Source organism: Bartonella rattaustraliani AUST/NH4 (assembly GCF_000312565.1).
Classification (GTDB): domain Bacteria; phylum Pseudomonadota; class Alphaproteobacteria; order Rhizobiales; family Rhizobiaceae; genus Bartonella; species Bartonella rattaustraliani.
The window spans coordinates 1-22,327 of the sequence record NZ_CALW02000084.1 but is presented as its reverse complement, the minus strand read 5'-3'; the positions used below and the strand labels follow the sequence as shown (position 1 = coordinate 22,327).

At 42.0% G+C, this 22,327-nt stretch carries 25 protein-coding genes and 4 pseudogenes; 23 read left to right on the top strand and 6 right to left on the bottom strand.

Annotation, left to right across the window (positions count from 1 at the left end):
• The 11 genes and pseudogenes from BN67_RS14545 to BN67_RS10450 all read left to right on the top strand — a co-directional run.
• Positions 1-364: pseudogene (locus tag BN67_RS14545) on the top strand (hypothetical protein); the annotation flags it as partial.
• A 1,147-nt stretch (positions 365-1,511) separates the two neighbouring features.
• Positions 1,512-1,847 (top strand): head-tail joining protein, encoded by a 336-nt coding sequence (locus BN67_RS15105; RefSeq protein ID WP_083872003.1) that lies wholly within the window; start codon positions 1,512-1,514, stop codon positions 1,845-1,847.
• Positions 1,847-2,374, top strand: a complete 528-nt coding sequence (locus BN67_RS10490; RefSeq protein WP_019224033.1) for a hypothetical protein — start codon at positions 1,847-1,849, stop codon at positions 2,372-2,374. The genes BN67_RS15105 and BN67_RS10490 overlap by 1 nt, the downstream gene beginning before the upstream one ends.
• On the top strand, positions 2,367-3,056 hold the full coding sequence (locus BN67_RS10485) for a phage baseplate assembly protein V (RefSeq protein WP_019224032.1): 690 nt from the start codon (positions 2,367-2,369) through the stop codon (positions 3,054-3,056). Before BN67_RS10490 ends, BN67_RS10485 begins: the two co-directional genes overlap by 8 nt.
• Entirely contained in the window at positions 3,053-3,394 is a 342-nt protein-coding gene (locus tag BN67_RS10480; protein ID WP_026088286.1) for a GPW/gp25 family protein, read from the top strand. The genes BN67_RS10485 and BN67_RS10480 overlap by 4 nt, the downstream gene beginning before the upstream one ends.
• Positions 3,391-4,218, top strand: a complete 828-nt coding sequence (locus tag BN67_RS10475; protein WP_019224030.1) for a baseplate J/gp47 family protein — start codon at positions 3,391-3,393, stop codon at positions 4,216-4,218. The genes BN67_RS10480 and BN67_RS10475 overlap by 4 nt, the downstream gene beginning before the upstream one ends.
• Positions 4,218-5,324 carry a phage tail protein gene (locus BN67_RS10470; RefSeq protein ID WP_019224029.1) on the top strand — a complete coding sequence of 369 codons (1,107 nt, stop codon included), beginning with the start codon at positions 4,218-4,220 and terminating at the stop codon, positions 5,322-5,324. The genes BN67_RS10475 and BN67_RS10470 overlap by 1 nt, the downstream gene beginning before the upstream one ends.
• Before the next feature lie 24 nt (positions 5,325-5,348).
• A complete protein-coding gene (locus BN67_RS10465; RefSeq protein WP_026088285.1) occupies positions 5,349-8,465 on the top strand; it encodes a DUF4815 domain-containing protein in 3,117 nt (1,038 codons plus the stop codon).
• A 13-nt stretch (positions 8,466-8,478) separates the two neighbouring features.
• The gene (locus BN67_RS10460; protein WP_019224027.1) at positions 8,479-9,837 is read left to right on the top strand and encodes a Bgr_08870 family protein; all 1,359 of its coding nucleotides are present in this window, start codon (positions 8,479-8,481) and stop codon (positions 9,835-9,837) included.
• A gap of 199 nt (positions 9,838-10,036) precedes the next feature.
• Positions 10,037-10,315, top strand: coding sequence for a type II toxin-antitoxin system RelE/ParE family toxin (locus tag BN67_RS10455; protein ID WP_012231060.1), 279 nt, complete (start codon positions 10,037-10,039; stop codon positions 10,313-10,315).
• A gap of 10 nt (positions 10,316-10,325) precedes the next feature.
• The gene (locus tag BN67_RS10450; RefSeq protein ID WP_019224026.1) at positions 10,326-10,667 is read left to right on the top strand and encodes a HigA family addiction module antitoxin; all 342 of its coding nucleotides are present in this window, start codon (positions 10,326-10,328) and stop codon (positions 10,665-10,667) included.
• A gap of 45 nt (positions 10,668-10,712) precedes the next feature.
• Here the strand turns inward: BN67_RS10450 and BN67_RS13055 are convergent.
• A pseudogene (locus BN67_RS13055) lies at positions 10,713-11,221 on the bottom strand (Rha family transcriptional regulator).
• A 352-nt stretch (positions 11,222-11,573) separates the two neighbouring features.
• Between BN67_RS13055 and BN67_RS10440 the strand changes: the two are divergent.
• From BN67_RS10440 to BN67_RS10410, 8 genes are read left to right on the top strand one after another with little or no spacing between them, the layout of a single operon-like run.
• Positions 11,574-12,809 (top strand): phage tail sheath subtilisin-like domain-containing protein, encoded by a 1,236-nt coding sequence (locus BN67_RS10440; RefSeq protein ID WP_019224024.1) that lies wholly within the window; start codon positions 11,574-11,576, stop codon positions 12,807-12,809.
• Positions 12,809-13,315 (top strand): phage major tail tube protein, encoded by a 507-nt coding sequence (locus tag BN67_RS10435; RefSeq protein WP_019224023.1) that lies wholly within the window; start codon positions 12,809-12,811, stop codon positions 13,313-13,315. Before BN67_RS10440 ends, BN67_RS10435 begins: the two co-directional genes overlap by 1 nt.
• 2 nt (positions 13,316-13,317) lie before the next feature.
• Positions 13,318-13,605: a phage tail assembly protein gene (locus BN67_RS10430; RefSeq protein WP_019224022.1), complete on the top strand. Its 288-nt coding sequence runs from the start codon at positions 13,318-13,320 to the stop codon at positions 13,603-13,605.
• Between the two features lie 38 nt (positions 13,606-13,643).
• On the top strand, positions 13,644-13,715 hold the full coding sequence (locus BN67_RS15100) for a GpE family phage tail protein (RefSeq protein ID WP_081485993.1): 72 nt from the start codon (positions 13,644-13,646) through the stop codon (positions 13,713-13,715).
• Complete coding sequence (locus BN67_RS10425) at positions 13,712-15,595, top strand: phage tail tape measure protein (RefSeq protein ID WP_019224021.1); 1,884 nt, start codon at positions 13,712-13,714, stop codon at positions 15,593-15,595. Before BN67_RS15100 ends, BN67_RS10425 begins: the two co-directional genes overlap by 4 nt.
• Before the next feature lie 5 nt (positions 15,596-15,600).
• The gene (locus BN67_RS10420; RefSeq protein ID WP_026088284.1) at positions 15,601-15,981 is read left to right on the top strand and encodes a phage tail protein; all 381 of its coding nucleotides are present in this window, start codon (positions 15,601-15,603) and stop codon (positions 15,979-15,981) included.
• Positions 15,978-16,202 (top strand): tail protein X, encoded by a 225-nt coding sequence (locus tag BN67_RS10415; RefSeq protein ID WP_019224019.1) that lies wholly within the window; start codon positions 15,978-15,980, stop codon positions 16,200-16,202. The genes BN67_RS10420 and BN67_RS10415 overlap by 4 nt, the downstream gene beginning before the upstream one ends.
• Positions 16,199-17,506, top strand: a complete 1,308-nt coding sequence (locus BN67_RS10410; protein WP_019224018.1) for a contractile injection system protein, VgrG/Pvc8 family — start codon at positions 16,199-16,201, stop codon at positions 17,504-17,506. Before BN67_RS10415 ends, BN67_RS10410 begins: the two co-directional genes overlap by 4 nt.
• Positions 17,507-17,544: 38 nt before the next feature.
• Here the strand turns inward: BN67_RS10410 and BN67_RS10405 are convergent, their stop codons facing one another.
• Both BN67_RS10405 and BN67_RS10400 read right to left on the bottom strand, forming a co-directional pair.
• Positions 17,545-17,868 (bottom strand): type II toxin-antitoxin system PemK/MazF family toxin, encoded by a 324-nt coding sequence (locus BN67_RS10405; protein WP_033313395.1) that lies wholly within the window; start codon positions 17,866-17,868, stop codon positions 17,545-17,547.
• Complete coding sequence (locus BN67_RS10400; RefSeq protein WP_019224016.1) at positions 17,868-18,092, bottom strand: antitoxin MazE family protein; 225 nt, start codon at positions 18,090-18,092, stop codon at positions 17,868-17,870. Before BN67_RS10400 ends, BN67_RS10405 begins: the two co-directional genes overlap by 1 nt.
• Before the next feature lie 144 nt (positions 18,093-18,236).
• Here BN67_RS10400 and BN67_RS10395 point away from each other — a divergent pair, with 144 nt between their 5' ends.
• From BN67_RS10395 to BN67_RS15090, 4 genes and pseudogenes are all read left to right on the top strand, one after another.
• Entirely contained in the window at positions 18,237-18,899 is a 663-nt protein-coding gene (locus BN67_RS10395) for a lysozyme (protein WP_019224015.1), read from the top strand.
• Complete coding sequence (locus BN67_RS10390; protein ID WP_019224014.1) at positions 18,896-19,123, top strand: hypothetical protein; 228 nt, start codon at positions 18,896-18,898, stop codon at positions 19,121-19,123. Before BN67_RS10395 ends, BN67_RS10390 begins: the two co-directional genes overlap by 4 nt.
• Complete coding sequence (locus tag BN67_RS15095) at positions 19,056-19,259, top strand: hypothetical protein (protein WP_033313391.1); 204 nt, start codon at positions 19,056-19,058, stop codon at positions 19,257-19,259. Before BN67_RS10390 ends, BN67_RS15095 begins: the two co-directional genes overlap by 68 nt.
• A pseudogene (locus BN67_RS15090) lies at positions 19,252-19,470 on the top strand (hypothetical protein). Before BN67_RS15095 ends, BN67_RS15090 begins: the two are co-directional and overlap by 8 nt.
• A 54-nt stretch (positions 19,471-19,524) precedes the next feature.
• On the opposite strand, the pseudogene BN67_RS15345 reads toward BN67_RS15090, so the two are convergent.
• The 3 genes and pseudogenes from BN67_RS15345 to BN67_RS10375 form a co-directional block, all read right to left on the bottom strand.
• Positions 19,525-19,696 (bottom strand): annotated as a pseudogene (locus BN67_RS15345) (type II toxin-antitoxin system RelB/DinJ family antitoxin); the annotation flags it as partial.
• A 139-nt stretch (positions 19,697-19,835) separates the two neighbouring features.
• Positions 19,836-20,369, bottom strand: coding sequence for a phage antirepressor Ant (locus tag BN67_RS10380; protein ID WP_019224011.1), 534 nt, complete (start codon positions 20,367-20,369; stop codon positions 19,836-19,838).
• A 487-nt stretch (positions 20,370-20,856) separates the two neighbouring features.
• The gene (locus tag BN67_RS10375; protein ID WP_019224010.1) at positions 20,857-22,014 is read right to left on the bottom strand and encodes a tyrosine-type recombinase/integrase; all 1,158 of its coding nucleotides are present in this window, start codon (positions 22,012-22,014) and stop codon (positions 20,857-20,859) included.
• Positions 22,015-22,327 lie beyond the last annotated feature (313 nt).

Genomic DNA, 22,327 nt, shown 5'->3' with positions numbered 1-22,327 from the left:
ACATGTTTATGACAATGCTCACGTTTTTTATAACGCTTGGGTTTGTGGTTATGCAAGGATTTATGGTGATGCGCAGGTTTCAGGTTTTGCATATATTTGTAACTATGGCAAAGTTTATGGGCATGCAATGGTTTTTAAGCGTGCGAAAATTTATGGGGAGGTCTATGGGTATGCTCGAGTGAGTGGCACCGCTGAAATTTATGGTTCTGTTTATGATAGAGCGAAAATTTCTCACAATATTAAGGTTTGGGGGAAAGTCTATGGCACTGCCATTCTCGACAAAAAAAGCAAAATAAGCTACATTACAAATCATCAGGAGGTTTATAGAGGACGTAAAATTGTTGATATTAAAAACAATAAATAATGAGGCATGGGGGGCGCCTTTTATTTTTTAAACCTATTAAAAAAGCCGCGTCGATTAAAAGCGCGGCTTTTATAGATTGAATAGATTGAAATGCAATAAAAAATACAAATTAACAATAAATGCCTCTATATACAAAACCTATCATATTGCAAGCTCTCTATTGTCATTATGAAACGCTATCCAAAAAAGTATAAATGTTAAATATGAAAGCATTCTTGTTATATTTGATATGAAGAGAGAAACTGTGAATACAGCGTTTACGATAAAACCTATTCTGATAACGCTCTCATATTTGAAGGCGTCAATTGAAATCACTCCCATTCAAAAATTGAAACCTATTGAGTAGATCAAAACGTTTTGTAAGGTCTCTATCAATCCAATCAAGAGTAAAGTGTAATTAGTAACAAACTCGCTCTTTTGATTTTTATGCTTGTAAGCGTTGGTTTTGAAACCAATCTCTCATAAGACAATAAACAACGGCTTTTATCAAACGGAATGAAATATGCGTGATCTTATGACCACAATAGAAAGTCTAATAACTAAACCGTTTAACTATGCCTAGGCATGATCTCAAGAGAATATTTGAGAACTTAACGAATCCAAATTTGGTGCCGTTGATTTTATTGACACCAAAAATGGTGCGAATAATTTTACTGCTCCCAAAATTGGAGTAAATAAACTTAACGCTCTCAAATTTGAGATGAGTGATTTTAGTGGCACTTATGCGTGATATAAGAGATACTTGAAAATTATACTTCTAAAGTAGATAACCCCAATTTTAGAGGCGTTGTTTTTTAGAGCTAACAATTTTTAACGTTATAAACAATTTTAAACGCCCAATCCTCTTTTAGAAATTTTACTGCCATAAGCAATTCAATTGTTAAGATGTGATTTAAACACGTGCAATTATGTTGATTGGATAATTCAAACGATTGCCTCCTATAGTAACTATCGATTTTATGATTAAAACGTATTATTAAATTGTTATGAATGATTACTGTTTTTGAATGTTCATATGCGTTATAAGATTTGTATCATGATTTGCTTTTTATGGTCTATTCATACATGGCAATCTTATATAAAAAATGGTCAATTGAATCATATACAAAAGTGTGGATTCTTAAGTGGATTCATATAAAATAATTGCATACAAGCTATTGACTTTATTGTTTTTTTTGGTATTATACCGATTCTCTACACGCGAAAGGATACTCAACAATCGTTTCAAATTACAGCGATTTACACCATTAAACATTCGGAATCGGAGGCTGGAGGCAGAATCCCCACGACAATCGCAAAAAAAGAACTTGATGTTTGTATCAATGATATCGGGGGAATACCACCAAAACCTCAAGATAGTATTGTGATCATCTCTCTTGAATCCAACAAAGCCACCTCTTCTCAAGAGCACTTCGTGGTCACAGATGTTCAAGCCTCTGAATCCGGTATGTACAAGCTTATTTTACGTACACAGGAACGCTGATGTTACCAAGAGAGACGATAAGAGAAACATTTGTTGCATTGATAAAGGCAGCAAAAACAGCGGCTGGTGACAATGTTTTCAATATGTGCGATTTCAATTTATTTATTGAAACAATGCCGTCGATTAACATTTCAACGCAAAGTGAAACCATTGAAGATGGGCATGATTATGGATTAAGGCGGCGTGTTTTAACTGTTGATGTTGAATGCTATACAACAAAAGAAGATGGGGCACGCTGTGTTGATCAATTGGCATGGCAGGTTGAAAAGATTTTTCATGGTAACCCCAATCTTAACAACACTGTTGAGACATGCCGCTTACAAAATATTGCTTTTGCCTTTGGTGACAATGGCTCTCTAGCACTTCATGGTGCAATTTTAACCTTTGAAGTCACCTATGTGACGGACCTTCCTCAGCTGGATGAAGAAGGAAATGTAAGAATAGTTGATCCTTTTATAGGTTTTGCACCAGAGACCGGCATAAAAAACGAAGAGAAATATATAAAAATAGAGGAGTGGCATGCTTGAGCGGCGCGATAAAGAAATTACTGATTTAAAGAGACGCGTAGCCAATATGGTTGTGGTGGGGAAAATTAGCCATGTCGACCATAAAAACGCACGCTATCGGGTAAAAACTGGAGGTCTTATCAGTGACTGGATTCCAGATACCCAAGCCCGCGCTGGTAAAACACGCTCTTATGAGGGGCGCGATGTTGGAGAGCAAGTCATTGTTGTCTCATCATCAGGCGATTTATCACAAGGGGTGATTGTTGGCTCTATTCATACCGATGCGAACCAAGCAGCTGATAAAGGCAATATCCATAAGACACTTTATCCCGATGGCACCAGCCTTGAATATGATGATGAACAAAACACCTATGCCCTTAATATAAAATCGGGTGGAAAGTTTATCCTAACCATCTCTGATGGCGTGTCACTCAAAGGGAATGCTGGTAAGCTAGAGCTTAGTGCACCGGAGGGGATAAAAATCACCTCAGAACGTGATCTGAATTTAAAAGCAAAGGGCAACATTTCTGTAAAAGCAGAGGGGAACATTTCACTCCATTCGCAAGAAAATGTTTCTCTTCATTCAGACAATGAGGTTTTCATTCATTCAAGGGAATTAAAGCATAACGACACCAATATAGGAGCAACCCATGTTCACGGAGGCGTTTACCCTGGTGGCTCGATGACAGGAGGTCCCAATTGAGTATGGGAATGGACCGCATAACAGGAAAGCCATTGGTTGGCATAGAGCATTTGCGGCAGTCGATTATTGATATCTTATCAACACGCATTGGCACACGGGTGATGCGACGTGATTATGGTTCACGCATTGCAGAACTCATTGATGCGCCAGTAAATAATGCTTTTGCCGTTGCCCTTTATGCCGCCATTGCCGAGGCTTTGGACAAGTGGGAACCGCGTTTTAAGCTGAAAAAGATTGATTTTAAAATGCTTGGAACCGGACAAGTTTCTCTGTCCTTTGAGGGCATGTATTTGCCATCAGGAAAGCCCATCACCATGGAAGGATTATTGATACAATGAGTAGAGCGCTTGCAAAACCGGAAATTATTACAGAACTTTCTTTTGAAGAAATCCGCGCTGCTGTTCTTACCCATTTAAAAGAGCTTTTACCCGAATATATATTTTTGGAAAGTGATCCAGCCGTAAAAGTCATAGAGGCTTTTAGCTTTCGAGAACTGCTTTTAAGACAGCGTATTAACGAGGCAGCACGCAATAATATTCTTGATTTTGCCACCGGTGAATCCCTTGATGCTTTAGGAAACTGGCATGGTATTGTCCGCATAGAGGGAGAGAGTGATGAGAGGTATCGTGAACGCATACAGCTTCATGCCCGTGGGGGAAACGGAAGTGGAACAGAACCCTATTACAAACTTATCGCCTTAACAGCCGATAGTCGGGTGGAGGATGCCATTATCTATCGTAAAGGTAAAGACCCAACCATCTATGTTGCTGTTTTTGGCAATAATGAAGAAGGAACTGCCTCTGAAGATCTCTTGCAAACAGTTTCACAAGCTCTTCACAGAAAAAATATCATCATGACCAATGATACCATCATTGTGCATGCTGCTGTCAAAAAAGTGCTAGACTTAGAAGCCGATGTTTGGCTGTTGCCGGAAACATCTTTGAAAATTCTCACAACAATGGAAGAAAATTTACGCACGGCTTGGAAACAAGAACAAGCCATTGGCCGTGAATTAAGCCTCTCGTGGTGGGTTTCAAAACTGATGATAGCTGGTGTCCAGAAAGTGATTGCCATTACACCAACAAAGGACAGTGCGGTTTGTGATGAAGAAATCTTATCGATTGGCAAAATCACCTTAAACTTTAAAGGGCGGACGCGCTAATGGTTGGCTCGCTCCTCCCCTCACATGCAACAGAATTTGAGAAACGCCTTGCCGATGCTTGCAACTTTCATCAAGACGTTGATGGGTCTGTCTTGGGGATTTCCCGTGCAAAATTGATCACACGCCCTCCCCGTTTTTTGCCGTGGTTGATTGAAGAATATGGACTTGCTGAACTCACGCCTTATGTTCCAAACCTCTATGATTTGATTGATCAGGGGCTTGCATGGCAGCGTCTGCGTGGCTCTATCGCTGCCATTGAGTTGGGACTTCAATGGTTAGAACTTTCTGCGCGTTTTAAGCCCGCATGGTCTGGGCGTGCGTGGTGGAATTCCTTTCAACTTGAATTTAACCAATTGCCTGAACAGAACTCTCTTGAAGCCATTGAAGCGATTGTGGAACTTTCCAAAAGTTTGCGCTCTGATTTTCGTCGTGGGACCTATGGTTATGATGTGGAAGCCTTGGAAGGCAATATGTCACGACTTGATGATAGCCTGCTGGACTTTGAGAGCGGCGTGCGCTTAACAGCTGAGGGCACTCTGTTTTCCTTTGGACGCACAACAGAAATCAACCACATGCTGGAAGAAGAAGAAGGAAAACGGATTGGCAACTGGATTGATGATGGAGATGAGGAATTAAGCTGGAACCAAATTGATTACCCTTGGGATTTTGCAAATTTCCCTTGGTGCTCAGTTAAAAAACATGAACGCGCCATGTTGATGGCAGAGTGGTTTCGAAAGCACGTCCTTTATCTTGTGTTAAGAGATCACCAGAATGAGGTGATCGGGTTTCGAAGATGCAACATTGTTCAGCCTGTTCAACAGGCTTTGGATGGTGTCTACAGCCATTGCGGCAGTAGATTTAATCCCTCCACAATGGGGACCATGTTGTTTCTTGCTGCGCGTACAGATTTTGAGGATGTTGCTGACAAACAAGCCGCTTTTGTTTCGGTTTTGGTTCATGGCTGCCTAAAAGAACAGACACCCCCTGGCAAGCTTTGGCTTGGAGCTCATGAACTGGAGGGGGGTGTAGAAATTCTCAAAACACCCGTCAACATTCCTTTGCGGGCTGAGATCCGCGAACAATTCAAGATTTTATTGAGGTTTTAACATGAAAGTGGTTTACCCTTTGCAATTGATAGATCTGTCGGCAAAGATGAACAACAAAGCGTGGTGTTTTATGGACAGCGCTCTTTTCTTCAAAGTGGTGAACTCAATGAAATGCAAACCATCATCAGGGGGCGTCATGACCGTTTGGGACGCCTTGTGGCAAAAGAAGGAGACCGCGTTGAACGGGCTGATGCTTTTGTGAACAAAGACAGCCAAACTGTAACTCTCACAGAGGGCAAGATCTATATTGCGGGGGATATTTTTCCCGTCTGTGATGCTGTCCTCAATAATGTTTCCATGATTGGGCGCGTGGAGATCGGTGTAAAGTTGCAAAAGAAATGGGTGACCTATGAGGATGATCCAGAGCTGTTGGGGAAAATTCCAGGGGCCTTGGCAGAAGGAGAACCAGGTGCAGCACGGGAAGTCGCAAAGCTTGTCTGGGCACTTAAAGAGGATGACCAGCAAGGCACATTCTTTCCGGTCTACATCTTGCAAGATGGTATTCTCATTGATCAAAAATCTCCCTCACTGCTTGAACCAGCCATGCAAGCTATTGCCGCTTATGACCGTGCCCATGGGCATTATATTGTCAGTGGCTGTCGCGTCACGGCATTGGGCAAAAATGGACATAATCAAGTCTTTAGCATTCAAGAAGGAGAAGCCAATATCAATGGTTTCAAACGCAAGCGTTTAGCCGCTTTGCGTCATGAAGAGGTAGAAGACTTTTCGACAAGTGCCGTTCCTAGCGAAACCCATATTTTTACACCCTCAAAGGGAAAAACAAGCTTTACCTTTAAACCCTATTATTTTCCCATTGCCGCTGTTCAATCCATTTTACTGACCAAAGAAAAAACAGTGACGATAACCCGCGGTGCGATTGCCGCAGGGCGTGATGGTGTTCCCGATAAAAGCATCACCGCTTTTGTCAAAATTGTTCAAGGTGGAAAAGAATTTAAAGAAGGCACGGATTTTAAAAAAACCGGAGACACCATTGATTGGGCACCGGTGGGAGAAGAGCCCTTGCCAGGAAGCAGCTATACAGTGACTTACCGTTACCGCGCAAAAATCACGGCTGATAAAGTCACAGCGCAGGAAATCATTGTCTCAGGGGGTGCGGAGGGTGGTGATATTATTGTCAGTTACACCTACAAACTCCCCCGCATTGACCGTATTGGTCTTAACACAAAAGGCAATGTCGTCTATATCAAAGGGGTTTCCTCAGACCAACCCATGGCGCCCAGTGTCCCTGATGATGTGCTCTCCCTTGCCACCATGACCAATAATTGGCTTGAAACCCCGCAGGTGATCAATGATGGGACGCGTGTTGCTCCTTATGATGAGATGTGGCGTTATTTTCAGCGTATTCTCTCGCTTGATCGCCTCATGCAATTAGAACGCATTAAAAGCAATGTTGACTCTAAAGAACCCGTTGCCAAAAAAGGCATGTTTGCAGACCCTTTCCTAGATGACACTTACAGGGATGAAGGATTTCCCCAAACAGGGGCACTAGGCAATGGCATTTTGCAACTTGCCATTGATCCAACATTCTATACAGCTCCTTTAAAGGCACCTGTCACGCTTGACTGGACAAATGAAGTGATCATGGCACAAGAATTGACAACTGCTTGCGAAAAGATCAATCCTTATCAAAATTTTGCACCCCTGCCTGGGACTGTTATCCTTACCCCTGCGACAGACTTTTGGCATGAGCAGCGCACCGATTGGCTCTCAAGTGTCACCAATCAACTCAATATGGGCTGGAACCGTGGGAGAATGATCCGTAACACAGAAGTGCGTGATGATTTGGTGAATACTGCAAGGGAGCAAATCGATTTCTTAAGACAAATCAAGCTAAATTTTAAAATTGAAGGTTTTGGCAAAGGAGAAATCTTAGAAAGCCTTACCTTTGATGGTGTGAATGTCTTACCAAATAGCCACCTTATTTGTGCAGATGCCAAGGGGAGCATTGAAGGAACTTTTACCATTCCTGAGAATATTACGGCTGGTACAAAAAATGTTATCGCACGAGGCAAAGGGGGCACCGTTGCAACGGGGCTTTTTACCGGGCAAGGCGTGATTGATGTCAAAGTCATGCGGCGGACAACAACGGTGCGTATCTGGACACAATTTGATCCGCAAGCCCAAGTCTTTACCCCTGATGAAACACGGCAAATAACGGGGGTGGATTTTCATCTTTGTAAAATCGGTAATCAGAACCATGATCTGGTGATTGATTTGGTCTCCACAGAAAACGGTTATCCCACCGCCGATATTCAAGCCCAAACCTCCTATTCTATGAAAGATGCTAAAACCGGATGGGCTGGGGCACGCTATGATGTTCCCTTAACCGTGCTTGATGACCGCCTCACGGCTTTTGTGATTAAAACCGATGATGCTGACCATTCCGTCTCACTTGCCAAGCTTGGGGATTTTGATGCAAACAATCAAAGATATGTCTCAAGCCACCCTTATGTGACTGGTCCGCGTTTTTCCTCGGTCAATGCTCGCAGCTGGACAGCGCATCAAGATGAGGCTTTAGCTTTTCGGGTGTTGGCTGCCCGCTACATACAAACAGAAAAGACGGTTGATTTAGGCAGCTTTGATCTTGTGGACTGCTCTGATTTACAGGTTCGTGCAGCCATTGAATTACCCTCCAGTGATTGTTCTGTTGTTTTTGAAATTGAAAGGAACAATGGCACAGTTTACCAACTTCTGCCCTTCCAATTGCTAAGCCTTACCGAATATATCAGTGAAAAGGTAAAGCTGCGTGCGGTCCTCAAAGGCACAGAGAAACTCTCGCCTGTGTTATTTGCTCCCATTCAATTGATTGCAGGAAAGATCCATAAGGAAGCCACTTATGTCACGCGTGCTTTTGCCTTTGGAGAAAAGGCAAGGCTGACCAGCTATATCAAAACCTTTTTGCCGGGCGGTGCAACCTTTTCATTGGAGATGCAATTGGATGATGGTGCATTTTTGCCTTTGAAACTCGATGAGACAGAACAATTGCTTGAGCCGCTTTGGGTTGAGCGCAAATTTATCAGTGGTGACAGAGGCGCCAAACAAGCACGCTTGAAACTCACCCTTACCGGTGGACCAGCGGCAAGGTCTATGGTGCGTGATTTTGGTGCTGGCATATTATGAGGGAAAGACAGACATGACAAAAACCAAAAAACTCAACATGGAATTGCCTAAAGAAGGGCGTTTTATCAGTTCCGAATTCCCAATTTTGCGAGAAAACCTCAATAAACTTGACCAAACACTTTTGGCTGTTGAGGAAAAGATAGACGAAAAGGCGCCTTCAAAACACACGCATATCATAAGCGAAATCACAGATCTTGAAACGGCTCTCAATGGCAAGATGGCAGCGGATAAAACCTTCACTTTTGCTGATTTAAGCGATATCGCGGGTGCAAAAGAGGCAGCGAACAATTATGTTCTCTACAAATCAAGCAATAATAACTTCACTTTTGGAAGTGCTGTCTCCTTGTTAGGAGTTCACAAACATAAAATAGAAGATATCGTTGGGTTGGATGATTTTCGAGCCAAGATCAATGAAGATTGGACCAGCTATGGACGCTTATCTCATCCCAATGAATGGCAAAGTTACAATAAATTTACCAGCAAAGTCACCATGAGTGGTGGTTTGGAACTGTTGGGAAATTCGTCGTTTAGCCTTATTCATAACAACGAAATAGTCACCCGTTTAAGCACAACCGGCAGCACATTGAAAGGACCTTTAAAAGTCGATGGCGATCTTGTTTATACGAAAGAGCAAGTAGATGCTCTCCAGCAGAAAATATGGGCAGAAATAAAGAGGTTTAAAAAAGTTTTTAGTGAGAAACCGATGAATTGGCCTGCACTTGCCGATGCTGAATTACTGTATACACAAAATGGAAAAATTCAATGGCCTGATTGGGTAACAGACCAAACTAAAGTAGAAGTCCAAGCATGGGGTGGTGGTGGCAGTGGCGGTGGAACTATTAGTCTAGCTTTAGGAGGAGGAGGTGGTGGTGGCGGTTGTTCAGTCTGGTATGGCTATAAAGCGAATTTAAATGGTCATGAAGCTATCACAATTGGTAAAGGAGGAGCATCTATTTCATCGCGCGGTGCAGCAGGAAATTCTGGAGGAACAACAGTTGTTGGGGAAAATTTTATTACTGCCACAGGAGGATGTGGAGGAGGAGGAGCTTATTCATCCTCTGATGCAGGAAGAGGTAGAGCTGGAGGTAAAGGTGGCAATTTTGGTTTAGCGACAGATGATCGTCCCGGTCTTTTCAGGGGTGGGGATGGCAATCCTGGAACAGATGGTAACCGTGGCGGTTTAAGTGGGAATGGAGGCGATGCTGGAGGTGATACATCACGAGGTGGTCCTGGAGGAACAGGAAAAGGTTCTCGTGCTTCAGGCAAAGGCGGTCGTGGTTTTGGCGGCGGCGGTGCTGGTTCTCATGGCGATGGTTCCTATAGCGGTGCTGGAGCTGATGGGGCTGTTTTGATCAGGTTGTGGAAAGAATGAATGGTTTATGCAGGTATAAAAAACGACTGGCACGGTTCAAAGGATTGGTTATTATAGGATAGCAAGCGCTATATAGTTTTTTTGTAAAAGCCTTTTATAGTCCTTTAAAACCTTTTTCAAAGCCCTTTTAAGGGCTTTTTTAGCACATACAATGTAAGCTATTTGTTGACATTAATAGTCTTTCACGCTATATAAAGGAATGATTAAAACGTTTAAAAGCAAAACATTGGCAGAATTATTCAAAACGGGAAATTCATCCAAGATTGATAAGAGGCTTGTAAAACGTATCATGGTTCGTCTTGATCGTTTAGATTTTTCTGAAAGACCAGAGGATATGAATCTTCCAGGATTTAACTTTCATTCTTTGATTGGATATTCACCCACTCGTTACACTGTCCACGTTAACGGACCATGGTGTATTACCTTTGAATTTGACTCATGTAATGCTTACCGTGTTGATCTTGAACAATATCACTAAGGATACAGTTATGAATGACATTCCTGCACAAAGAGATAAAAACCGCTGCCCTACTCATCCAGGAGAAGTTTTAGCAGATATTATTCCTGAGACAGGCAAAACAAAATTAGAAATTGCACAGATGCTCGGTATATCACGCCAACATCTTTATGATATCCTGAAGGCAAAAAAGCCTGTTTCTCCTGCTATTTCTGCTTGCCTTGGAAAAATGTTTGGTGATGGAGCTGCCATATGGTTACGTATGCAAGCCAATTATGATGCTTGGCATGCAGAGCGTGATATTGATGTCTCTTCTATTCCAACACTAATAGCTAGCGAAATGAATGCGCAAATGGAACATAGCCATTTGTAACCTTCTCCCCGCCCTAAAGACGGGGAGATGAGTCATGTTTTTTACTTAAGCAGCTTTTACAATAGTTTTTTCTAAGACTTGCTTGGCTTCTTCAACAAGCGTTTTATAATGTTTTCTCTCTTCTACTAACGTAAAAGCTTTAACAAGATGCATATGGAGAGGTCCATAAATATAAACAGCCTTTTCAGTAGCTTCCATTTCATCCCAGTTACTTGGAAAATCAAATCGTGTATCGCGGTCATTATCCATTAACTTGTTTTTTAAATCATAGAAAGCTTTAACGAGGGCTTTTTAAATGCACGCATCATATCGTTATTGCGCATATAGGTCATGAGTAGAGTTGCTTGTGGTTCATTGAGGATAGCAATGACTCTCTTTTGTTTTCCACCTTTGGTTCCAAAGGGTGAGATTTCAAATCCAACCCTTCCAAATTCTTCAATATTTTGACGTACAAGCTTGATAACTGTAGCATGATTGTTCCCAACACCCTCAGCAATTTTTAAAGAGGTTGTCACAGCGATACCATCATTGTTGATTGTTACTAAATTGTTCATGATGAACCCCTTGTTGACTAGTGTTTTTGATTGACACTCAATGAAGAATGCCGGGTGCTCAAAAACACGGCAACAAGCCCGTCGTTATGCCTTCCCCAAAAGAGTATTGTATAGCATAACTACACCCGACGACATTATTATACGCTACACGCATATAATGAGTCAAAGCCTTTAGTCTGCGGAAGATTAGTTGTTTCGGCAACCAATCCGCTTGTTGTTTTAAAGTGTTTTTGAAGCACCTTTATATGAATCTAACGGTTTTAAAGTTTTTGTCAAGTCGCTCGTCAGAACGGCTTCCACCCCTCATTTTTTCCCATTCATTTCATTCACCAATATTTTAAAGGAGTCTAAAATGGCAACAGGTTTTTTACACGGTGTTGAAGTCGTTGAAGTTGATGACGGCACCCGCCCCCTTCGTGCGGTTCAATCGGCAGTTATCGGGATTGTTGGCACAGCACCCGATGCCGATGAACAAATATTTCCTCTTAACACACCGGTTTTGGTAGCGGGCTCTTTTTCACAAGCCGCCAAGCTTGATAAAACAGGCAAACGACGCGGTACATTACCCAATGCCCTCGATCTCATTTTCAAGCAAGTGGGGGCACTTGTCGTTGTCGTACGCGTACAAGAAGGTGATAATGAAAACGCGACACTCACCAATATTCTGGGTGGTGTAAACGCAAATGGTGCTTATGAAGGCGTTCATGCTTTCATTGGAGCACAATCTGTTGTGGGACAAACACCACGCATTCTGATTGCTCCAGGATTTACACATCAGCGCCCTACCAGTGTGGGTATTGAAGGGGATGAAACTGATGCGATTGCCAAAGCCGATATCAGTATCACTTCTAACCCCGTCGCAGCAGAACTGATTGGCATTGCAGAGCGTTTGCGTGCTATTGTGGTGCTTGATGCACCAAACACAACAGATGAAGCAGCTCTTAGCACAGCAAAGGATTTTGATTCAAAACGCGCCATTCTCATTGACCCGTTTGTAAAGGTAAATCGTGATGGCAAAATTTTAGAAGAACCCGCAAGTGCAGCGGTTGCTGGTGTCATTGCTAAAAATGATTTTACCCATGGCTTTTGGCATTCCCCTTCTAATAAAGTCATTAATGGGATTGTTGGTATAGCACGCCCAATTGATTTTTCTATTGGTGATAGCTCTAGCCGTGCCAACCTTCTCAATGAACAAAATATCACAACCATTATTCGCGAAAATGGCTATCGCCTCTGGGGTAATCGCACACTCTCAAGCGATACAAAATTTGCTTTCTTATCCGTGGTACGCACCGCAGATATGATCAATGATGCTATTTTGCGCGGGCATCTATGGGCTGTCGACCGCAATATCAAAAAAAACTACATGCATGATGTCAGTGAAAGCGTCAATGCCTATTTGCGTGATTTAAAAGCGCAAGGCGCCATTCTTGGTGGACGCTGTACGCCTGATCTAGAGCTTAATACAGCAAGCGCCATTGAAAGCGGAAAAGTCTATTTCAATGTTGAATTCACCCCCACAACACCAGCAGAACATATCACGTTCCGTTCACACATCATCAATGATTACCTAGAGGAGATCTTTTAATGACCGTACCTGTTTTACCAAGAGTTTTGAAATATTTTAACATTTTTGTCGACGGTATTCCCTATCAGGCAAAATGTGAAAGTGTCACCCTACCGAATTTGAGTTTGGTCGTTGAAAGTTATCGCGGCGGTGGCATGGATAGCTCCATTGAGGTTGATCTTGGTCTTGAAACCCTCACGCTTAGCATGACCATTTCTGATTGCTCGCCAGAGTTAATGGCTCTGTTGGGACGCACGGATGTCAATATCTCATTGCGCAGTTCAATGCAAGCACAAGGCACACCCGTAGAAGGCGTCATTATTACCATGAGAGGGCTTTGCAAAGGCTTTGAAATGGCAGAATGGCAACCGGGAGGGAAAGCAACATCCACAGCAACATTCACATTGCATTATTTCAAATATGTCCAAAAGGACGTTGAAATCGTTGAGATAGACGTCCTCAACCTCATCAGAAAATTCAATGGCGTCAATCAACTCGCAGAGCATAGAAACAATATAGGATTATAAAAATGACCATCCAAACAAGCATTACACATAAATTATTGATCCCTGTTACTTTTGAGGGAAAAGAGCACTCCACAATTACCTTACAGCGCCCCAAAACAAAAGATTTGCAAGCAATCGACAAAAAAGAAGGTATAGAGCAAACAATCGCTATGATCGCACGTCTTTCTGGATGGCCGCATGAGGCTATCAGCGAACTCGACATCAATGATTTGTCAAGCATTGGAGAGATCTTGGAGTCTTTTATCAAACGGCGGGATACCTCGACTGGGAAACCGCCGCAAAACTCATAGCTGATATTACCATTGTGTTCCATTGGTCCCTTTCAGACATGATGGAAATGGAACCACAAGAACTCATATTCTGGCGAAAACAAGCAGCAGAAAGGTATAAGACAAAATGAGTGAAAAAGTTGCCGATGCAAAGGTGAAATTGTCTCTTGAAGACAAACTTACCGCGCCTCTTAAACGTGTACAAAAGCAATTCGATACATTGTCAAAAAAATTATCACATAGTTTGGGTATTCCGCGCTTTTCTGTTGCTGTAAAAAACATGACAAAAAGCCTCCATGGTGTTCAAGGTGCTCTTAGCACAGCGGCAAGTCGTGCTTCGGTCTTTAGCGGTGTCTTAGGGCTTGCTGGTGGGGGGCTTGTGGCAAGTGTGACCGCCCTCACTATGAAAACCATGCATCTGGGCGATAGTCTTCACCATGCATCACACCATTTAGGTATGAGTGTTGCATCACTTCAATTATGGGGTTATGCCGCAGATCATTCAGGATATTCTGCCGAACTCTTTCAACAGTCCTTAGCAACTTTAAATAGGCGGTCTGCACAAGCTTTTGCCGGACAAAGAAGGGGCATTATGGGCTTTGAGGCACTTGGCATTTCTGTCAAAGATGTCTCAGGAAAGCTTAAATCAAACTCAGCCTTGTTGGAGGAAGTAACCGACAAGATGAGCAAAATAAAGAGCCAAGCACAAAGACAGCATATTGCAGCCCTGCTGTTTGGTGGTGATGGCAAGGAAATGGCTACGATGCTCTCGCAAGGCATGAAGCCAATCCAAAAACTGTTTGCACAGGCACGAAAGGGAAAATGGCTCATAGGTGCTGATGTTGCCAGTTATGCAGCAGATTTGACCGATAAACTTGATGATTTTAAGAAAAAAGTAGGCGGTATCGCGAACTTCATTGGTGCACGGTTTATGCCCGTGATCGATGCTATGATTAATGGCTTTACAAAATTGATTGATGAAAACCGTGATCTCATTCAAACAACGGTCTCTAAGTGGGCAAAAACTTTAAAACAAGTCATGCAGGATTTGCTTAATCCTACTTCTGATTTGAGACAAGGGATGAGCAATATCACGGAGGGAATGAAAAGTTGGTTTTGTTGGTTGAAGCCACTGATTGGTGAAATAACAGTCTTTAAGCTTGGTCTTGTGGCACTTGGCGCCTTCATTTTTGGTCCACTCATTGCGTCTTTAGTTGTCGTTGGAGAGGCTTTTGTTTCGCTCGATATCGCAATGATGACCACACCTATCGGTTGGATCATTGGCGGCATTGCAGCTCTTGTTGCTGCCGGATATCTGCTTTACAAAAATTGGGATACAGTCATAAGCTTTATAAGAAAGCTATGGGATTCTTTTGCGAGCTTATGTAGTAATGTTTTCAATAACCTTTTGACGTTCTTCAAAAACTTTTCACCACTCTCTTGGATTGCGACAAAAATCAATGAACTCATTGAATGGCTGTTTGGTGTCGATTTAATGGAAGTAGGCTCCAATCTTATTAATGGGCTTTGGGAGGGCATCAAAAACAAATGGAATGCTCTGTCTGAATGGTTTAGCGGCATGATGAGTCAATTAACCAGTTGGATGCCAAACTGGATGAAAGAAAAGTTAGGGTTTAATGTTTCAATCAACAAAACTTCAACGAAGACCATTAAAACCTTTACCAATGAAACCAATACACGGGCAAAAAAAATGCTCGATACAGCTGTGGTTACAAATACCCCCCCTGAAAAACGCAAGAATGGTTTTAATACAAGAGCCGTTGAAACAAGGCATATGGAAGCTCCAAATGCAAAAGTGGGCGCCTTCAAAGCTCCCAAGCCCATTACCGTTCATAAGCCGGTAGAAGTAGATGCTCGCGTGATGATTTCAAATTTAAATATTTCCGTCCCCAATGGTCTTAAAGATGAAATCAGAAACGCCGTTAATCAAGCTCTTGAACGCTATGCCAAACAGCAACGCTTGGCTATAGCCTCTAGCCTTTCGGATTAAACATCATGATGTTAGCTTTGGGTGGTTTTATCTTTTCCATTGAAACGGCTGCTTATCAAACCCTTGACATGTCTTATGGCATTCCATGGGTCGAGCAAGGGCGATTGGGGTGCAAAGCAGCGCTTCAATTGCCTGCCGTTGCAAATGCGGAATTTTCTTTAACCGGTGTGATCTATCCAGATTTTAAAGGCGGTCACGGACAAATCGAGTATTTGCGACAAATGGCACATAATGGTCCTCATATCCTTGTGACCGGTCAGGGGAAAATTTTAGGCAAGTTTGTCATCCTTTCTGTAGAGGAAAAGCAAAGCATTTTTCACCAAAACGGGTCCCCGAAAAAACAAGAATTTACAATAAAGTTGAGAGAATATGGTGAAGAGCTATGAGTGATCTTTACGTGACAAAAGAAGGCGATATGGTTGATGCTATCTGCTGGAGATACTATGCCAAGGGTCAACAAGCCCTTGCTGTTGAACGCGTTTATGCAGCAAACTTTGGTCTTGCAGACTATGGACCCATCTTAAAAGCAAGCATCACAATCGTTTTGCCAACCCTTCCCTATCCTAAAGCCACACCGGTGATTAGAATTTGGGGCAGTCAATCATGAAACCTTTTTGCACAGTGATGGCAAATGGAGAGGACATCACAAGAACTCTGATGGACTATGTTTTGTCGATTGAAATTACGGATGAAGCAGAAGACAAAAGTGACCGCATTACCATAGAGCTTGATGATCGTGCTCGTGAGTGCGACAATGGCTTTCTTGATATCCCTCTCATCGGAACAATCATTTCCGTAACACTTGGCTATGAAGGGGGCAAAAACCGCGATATGGGAGCCTATCTGATTGATGAAATCTCTGTAAGCAGTCCCCCACAAAGTTTAAGCGTGACAGGGCGCGCCGCCTCTATGAACACGTCTTATAGAACACCCAAAAGCCAATCCTATCACCAACAAACCCTTGGCAGTATTGTTCAAGAGATAGCAGAGCGCAATGGCTATACACCAAAAGTTGACCCTGCTCTTGCAAAAATTGTTGTGCGTCACATTGACCAAACTTCTGAAAGCGATATGGCTTTTGCCACACGCCTTGCAGAAGACTACGATGCGGTAGCAAAACCCGTTGATGGCAAGCTTGTTTTGGCTAAACGGGGGGAAGGCAAAGCCATCACTGGTGAAACACTTCCCGTTGTTGTTATCCATGAAAAACTCTGCAGCTCTTGGGATTTTAAATACAGTGCGCGTGATGAAGCAGGAGCGGCCAATGGCTTAGCAACAGAGGCAGGAGATGATCAAAAAGCCGCTGCTGATGCACGAGAGCCAGAGGAAATTGATGATGGCGAAGATGTTATCCATATGGATGAAAGTGACGCCCCCAATTTGCCTAAAGCAGAAACGGAAGCAAAAACACTTGAAAATCAAGAGCAAGAAGAAGAGAAAAAAGGCGGTGTTATTGCAAGCTATCATGATATCCGTACTGGTGAAAAAAAGGAAGTCAAGGTTGGAAAACCACCGTTTCATGAACTCAAATATACCTACCACAATCAATCAGAAGCTGTTGGGGCCATTGCGGCTTATCGCAATAAATCATCGCGTGGTAAATCTTCTTTTTCATGTGATATTGGCGGTGATCCCTTTGTACAAGCAGAAGCAAAGCTTGTTCAAGAGCCTCCTTTCCGCCCCTATATTCCAACAGAATGGCGCATCAAAAGCGTTAAACACAAGCTTGATAAAACAGGTGGTTATACCACAAAAATAGATTGCGAGCTTTTTGATGAAACCCAGGAAGATGCGGCTGGAAACGTTGCAAACACCACACCAGACAAAGATGATACCCTTGACCCAAACGCCCCACTTAACGCATGTGATGAAGGCGAAGGCGCAATCCATATGGATGAGGAAGATAGATAAACAAAGCTATTTTATGATGATAAAAAGAAATACTATTTTTATTTTACTATTCCTAAAAATACAGCTAAACAGCGTTCAATTTCTACCATTTTATCTGCATGAATGGAGCCGAAAGCTGGACTAACTTTTTCACATCTTACCGTCATAATCTTATCAATCATGACTTGCGAAAGTTTTTGCAAGCCATTGTTAGCGTTTGGCTGAATCGTAATGCGGAGTAATGGCGCATCAACAAGTGTGCTAGTAATAGGTAAAACCGTTACACTTGTATGTTCACTGAATTGATTAGCTTGAATGATTAACGCAGGTCTTGGTTTACCAAAATCGCCTTGCATAGCTATTGTGACGAGAGATCCACGCATCATTCTGTCCAGCCATCAACATCCATTAAAGATTGATCCATCAACAACTGCATAGATGTATCTGTTTTATCCATTTTTGCGACCAAGCGACATTGACGTCGGCACTCTTCTGCAAAGTTCGGTTGGCGAGTATCTGGTACCCAAATTTGCATTAAACGCAATCCGGCTTTTCTTTGTGCATTGCGATGTTTTTGAACGCGTTCATTGACGTGCATTGTAGCCATAACAAATTCTCCATTATGTTTCATGTAACGTATAACACAGAAAAAAGTTACATGAAACACTGCTTTTAATAAAACGCAATAATTACAATTTTAATCTATCACTCAGCTCTGCTTTTTGCAGAGCTTTTTTTATAGGAGCAATACATGAGAACAATATCACAAGAAGGGCTAGCACTGATTAAACAATGGGAAGGTTTACGGCTTGAGGCTTACCAAGATATTGCGGGTGTTTGGACCATTGGTTATGGACATACAAACAATGCTGGAAAACCTTTTGTCCATAAAGGCATGGCAATCACTGAAAAACAAGCAGAAGAACTTCTTTGCCAAGATTTAAGACAATTTGAAAATGCCGTTGAACAAGCCGTTCACGTTTCTTTAACCGATGAACAATTCGCAGCATTGGTCTCCTTTTGCTATAATGTAGGAACAACAGCTTTTTGCAATTCAACTCGGTTAAAGAAACTTAATAGTGGCGATTATGAAGCAATCCCAACCGAATTACAAAAATGGACCAAAGCCAGTGGTAAGCGCTTGCTAGGTCTTGTACACCGGCGTGCGGCAGAAGCAGGATTATGGGCAAAAGGTGCTTTTGTTTCCTCTAACTACCAAACCGTAGAAACGCAAGGACCAACGGGACTTTTTAAAGCAGAAGCTCTTGCACCAGTCATTGGTTCTTTTTCAGGGCTTGGAGGCTTATTAGCAGGCAATGGTCCAGTGCAATGGGCATTTGCTACCATTATGGTTTTAGCCGCCTGTGCTGGCATTTTCTTTGTTGCTAAACGTTTTCAGGAACACCGTCTATGATCTTATGGATGAAAAGAAATCTGCTATTAACAGGCGCGGCTCTAGCCGCTTTTTTTATGGCTTTGGCAAAAGCTTTTACCCTTGGGAAAAAGGCAGAACAGCAAAAGCAAATAGAAAAAACCTTAAAGGCAGCAACAACACGGCTGGAGGTGGAAAATGAAGTTAATCAGAAAAGTGATACTGATGTGCGTGCTGCTCTCTCTCGTTGGTTGCGGGACAAATAAGTATATCTCTTGTGTTGGTTGGTTGCCAATTTATTTAGAGAGGCAAGATGTTGACGTCATCAGTTCCAATTTAGCAAGAGAGATCTTAAAGCATAACAAGCAGGGCGAACGTGTATGTGGGTGGAAACATGGCTAGAAAAAGAACAAAAGACGATACAGAGCTTACAGAAGCGGAAAAAGCCATGCTTCAAGAAATGATCATTGCCTAACAAAGTGTGAAAATGATGTCGCGTCTCATGAAATGGATAGTATTTTTTCTTTTTTTGCTTATCCTTGATTTTGCGCGTCTAATGGATGCCATAGATAATGTCATTGCACATCTCAAACAGTGGTTTTCAAAAACTTGAAAAATTACCATAAACGCAGTTCAGAATGTAAACCAAGCCGTAAAAGTTCTAAAGTCCCATCTCAGCATCCTCGATAGCCTGCAATGTTTCCGGATTGAGCTGAAATAGATCAAGTGGTAATGCGCTATCTCTAGCAATGCGAGTCATAAACACGCACCGCATCTGATACAGTTAAGCCCGTGGATTTAATAACTGCACTTGCAACTTCCTGAATTTCATCAGGTATGCGTGCTTAAATTTTACCCATTCGCTTAAATCTCCTATTGATTTGTACTACAATGCATTACATTTAGAGCTTATGTACAGAGATTTATCTAATAATCCCCTCCCCACTTTTAAGGTGAGAAGAGGATATCACATTTACATTAAGCAGCTTTCGTAACAGATCTTGCTAAAACCCGCTTAGCTTCTTTAATGAGGGCTTTATATTTCCTGTTCTCTTCATCCACTCTAAAAGCATCAATAAGACGCATATGGATTGGTCCTAAAAGATACAGAGCTTTTTCACCAGCATTCATACCCTCCCAATAGCTTGGCAAATCAAAACGTGTATCATTATCATAATCAACAGATTGGCTTTTTAACTTTTTCTCACACTCAATAAAGTAACGACGAGCCTGTCTACCTTTCTCATTGCGTTCAACCATGGAAAGCTCTTTTGCCATGTCTAACGTGAGATGATATTCCTTAGAAGGACGACCACCTTGGAGGTTTTCGCCAAAATTGGCGAGAACTATATAATCCTGATTTTTTAGAAAGCTGTATTTGTTAATACGGTCTTTAATCCAATTGGAAAAGTCTCGTTTTACTTCCAAAAACACATGTAATTCACGTGCATTAACGGTTTGAACAGCCTCCTGTCCAATCGTTTGTTCTGATATTTTAATTAGAATGTTCATCTTATTAGTCCTTTGTTTTATAAGTTAAAGTATCCAGGGCTAAAACAACCGAACTAATACAGCCCTTCGTATCTTTAGGTTACCCTTGGACATACACACGAAGACCCTGGACAAAATTTCTTATGATGAGCAACAGATCTTTCGGGATACTGTTGGACCGATTAGTTACAAGGTGTTTTAAGCCTACTGGTTAAGCTATAACGGTTTACAGAAACTGTCAATTAATTTTTGAAAAATCTTAAAATAACTACCACCAAAGGGGAGGCCGGGTGCTAGAAAACACGGCACATAGCCCGTCGTTATGCCTTCCCCCAAAGGGTATTGTATAGCATAACCACACCCGGCAAAGCCATTATATGTGCGTAACATACAATGAGTCAAAGCCTTTAATATGCGGAAAATAAACTGTTTCGGCAATCTGTCCGCTATGTGTCTAAGGTGTTTTCTAGGCACCTGTTTCGACAATAGACATATTGTTGACATATTGTCAACTATCTCCCGTTATAAATGCAGCCCACTGCTCCAAGAGAGCATGGCGTTGTTCTAAGAAATCCGTTCGCATATAAGCTTTTGTCACTGAACTCCCAACTGAATGCGCAAGAACAGTTTCCGCAATCTCAAAGGGTGTTGACGTTGTCTCTGCTATCCAATCCCGTAAGCTGGAACGAAAACCATGGGGACGATAAGTCAAATCACAAACTGTCATATATTTTGCCATGCTTGCATCAGAAATTGGCTTGCCTGTAAGACCAGAAAAGAGAAAACCATTTTTTTCAAAGGGGAGAGATTTTTCAATCACTTTTAAAGCTTCATTACTCAATGGCACGCGAAAATCTGAAACTTTCCCTACAATACCTTTCATATTTTCTTTTGGTATCGTCCATATATTTTTATCTATTTGTTCAAGACGCAAATAGCGCAATGGATATGACCGTACTCCTGTCAAAATCAAGAGCTTCAGTGCTAAATTTGAAAGGATATTACCATCCAAGCTCTGATAAAATGCCGGAACTTCTTGCCATGGCATAGCAGGAATATTTGTTGATGTAGCACGGGACTTTCCTAAAAGAGCGCGTGCTTTCATACAAGCTTGTAGATCAACATCCAAACCAAGAGCCGCTGCATATTTCAAGCAAATATTGATACGGTTAAGTGCTTTTCGCGCTGTATCTGCTTTTTCATGCCAAAGAGGTGCAAGAACATTGCGAATGATATTAGCCGTTAATTTTTCTATAGATAGGCTGCCTATGTGTGGAATAACATGCAATTCCAGCGGAGAAAACCAACACCCATTTTTGCCTTCATTTTTTAACTCTGCTTTTTTACTTTCAAAAGCCGCCGTTGCAATCTCACTGAATATGTTGCTTTGCTGTTTTAAGACGGTTTGTTCTCGAAAGACAATAGGGTCATTGCCTTCTCTGAGAATAGCACTATAATGTTTGACAAGCTCGCGCGCTTCCTTCAGGGAAAGTTGTGTGACTGGGCCGAGTCCCATTTCACGGCGTTTATTGTGATATGTGTAACGAAAAAACCAAGAACGCGTATTGTCTTTTCGCACATTCAACCATAACCCCGCCCCATCACAATATTTACCTTGAGGAGCAGACTTTACAAGTAATGTTGATAATCTATGAATCCCCCTCACTTAATTTCCCTTCTCGTCCACCTTTTCATACATTGCCCGTCCACCTTTTTGGGTCCACCTTTTAGACCACCTTTAATTTTTGATTTGAGATTTTTTCTTTAATTCTTAATTTTTTTATTGGAACATAAAAAATTATAGACATCAATATGCTCTTGCACATCTTGATACAACTTGATTCTCGTTGCTAAAGCCCTGTCTGCCGCGTCTGGGCACCGTTGTGCTTTATGGGCATATAAAATATTGATTTTTATATATTTTTTTAAGTTGCGAGGTTCCTGAATATAAAGTGAGGGAATAAGATTCTAAATACGAT

Bases quoted from the DNA above. Each gene is read 5' to 3' on its own strand.
- BN67_RS15095 (WP_033313391.1), top strand. From the start codon at position 19,056: ATGAAGTTAATCAGAAAAGTGATACTGATGTGCGTGCTGCTCTCTCTC.
- BN67_RS10430 (WP_019224022.1), top strand. From the start codon at position 13,318: ATGACCATCCAAACAAGCATTACACATAAATTATTGATCCCTGTTACT.
- BN67_RS10425 (WP_019224021.1), top strand. From the start codon at position 13,712: ATGAGTGAAAAAGTTGCCGATGCAAAGGTGAAATTGTCTCTTGAAGAC.
- BN67_RS10475 (WP_019224030.1), top strand. From the start codon at position 3,391: ATGAGTAGAGCGCTTGCAAAACCGGAAATTATTACAGAACTTTCTTTT.
- BN67_RS10455 (WP_012231060.1), top strand. From the start codon at position 10,037: ATGATTAAAACGTTTAAAAGCAAAACATTGGCAGAATTATTCAAAACG.
- BN67_RS10440 (WP_019224024.1), top strand. From the start codon at position 11,574: ATGGCAACAGGTTTTTTACACGGTGTTGAAGTCGTTGAAGTTGATGAC.
- BN67_RS10380 (WP_019224011.1), bottom strand. From the start codon at position 20,369: ATGAACATTCTAATTAAAATATCAGAACAAACGATTGGACAGGAGGCT.
- BN67_RS10450 (WP_019224026.1), top strand. From the start codon at position 10,326: ATGAATGACATTCCTGCACAAAGAGATAAAAACCGCTGCCCTACTCAT.
- BN67_RS10410 (WP_019224018.1), top strand. From the start codon at position 16,199: ATGAAACCTTTTTGCACAGTGATGGCAAATGGAGAGGACATCACAAGA.
- BN67_RS10400 (WP_019224016.1), bottom strand. From the start codon at position 18,092: ATGGCTACAATGCACGTCAATGAACGCGTTCAAAAACATCGCAATGCA.
- BN67_RS10395 (WP_019224015.1), top strand. From the start codon at position 18,237: ATGAGAACAATATCACAAGAAGGGCTAGCACTGATTAAACAATGGGAA.
- BN67_RS10435 (WP_019224023.1), top strand. From the start codon at position 12,809: ATGACCGTACCTGTTTTACCAAGAGTTTTGAAATATTTTAACATTTTT.
- BN67_RS10390 (WP_019224014.1), top strand. From the start codon at position 18,896: ATGATCTTATGGATGAAAAGAAATCTGCTATTAACAGGCGCGGCTCTA.
- BN67_RS10415 (WP_019224019.1), top strand. From the start codon at position 15,978: ATGAGTGATCTTTACGTGACAAAAGAAGGCGATATGGTTGATGCTATC.
- BN67_RS10490 (WP_019224033.1), top strand. From the start codon at position 1,847: ATGTTACCAAGAGAGACGATAAGAGAAACATTTGTTGCATTGATAAAG.
- BN67_RS10485 (WP_019224032.1), top strand. From the start codon at position 2,367: ATGCTTGAGCGGCGCGATAAAGAAATTACTGATTTAAAGAGACGCGTA.
- BN67_RS10420 (WP_026088284.1), top strand. From the start codon at position 15,601: ATGATGTTAGCTTTGGGTGGTTTTATCTTTTCCATTGAAACGGCTGCT.
- BN67_RS10470 (WP_019224029.1), top strand. From the start codon at position 4,218: ATGGTTGGCTCGCTCCTCCCCTCACATGCAACAGAATTTGAGAAACGC.
- BN67_RS10460 (WP_019224027.1), top strand. From the start codon at position 8,479: ATGACAAAAACCAAAAAACTCAACATGGAATTGCCTAAAGAAGGGCGT.
- BN67_RS10405 (WP_033313395.1), bottom strand. From the start codon at position 17,868: ATGCGTGGATCTCTCGTCACAATAGCTATGCAAGGCGATTTTGGTAAA.